Origin of the sequence: Streptomyces doebereineriae, from assembly GCF_031845645.1 — a bacterium.
Lineage (GTDB): Bacteria > Actinomycetota > Actinomycetes > Streptomycetales > Streptomycetaceae > Streptomyces > Streptomyces canus.
This window is the reverse complement of sequence record NZ_JAVREZ010000344.1, coordinates 1-442: the sequence shown is the minus strand read 5'-3', so window position 1 is coordinate 442 and position 442 is coordinate 1. Positions and strand designations below refer to the sequence as shown.

At 61.3% G+C, this 442-nt stretch carries 1 protein-coding gene; it reads left to right on the top strand.

Annotation, left to right across the window (positions count from 1 at the left end):
- Window positions 1-442 (top strand): condensation domain-containing protein (locus RNB18_RS52215; RefSeq protein WP_311721079.1); only part of this gene is annotated, 442 nt, incomplete at both ends.

The window sequence follows — 442 nt, the reverse complement described above, 5'->3', positions numbered from 1 at the left end:
AACACTTGGCGCTCACCGAGATTCACCACCTCGCCGGCCACGAGCGACTGTTCGACACCTTGTTCCTGTACGAGAGCTACCCGATCGACACCGCTGCGTTCATGGGTGTGCAGGAGTTGACCGTCACCGAGTTCAACAACCGCGAGTACAACCACTACCCGCTTTCGATGATGGCCTTGCCTGGGCACGAACTGGGCCTGCGCCTCGAATTCGACAGCGACGTGTTCGATGCCCGTCAGATCGAAGCGCTGGTCGAACGGTTCCAGCGACTGCTGGTGGACATGATCGACGATCCGGCTCGCCGGCTCTCTGCGATGGACGTACTTGAGAGCGCCGAGCATGACCGGCTGGACACGTGGAGCAACCGCGAGATCCTGGCCCGACCGGTGAGTGCACCAGTCTCGATCCCGGAGATGTTCAGCCAGCAGGTGGAACGTGATCC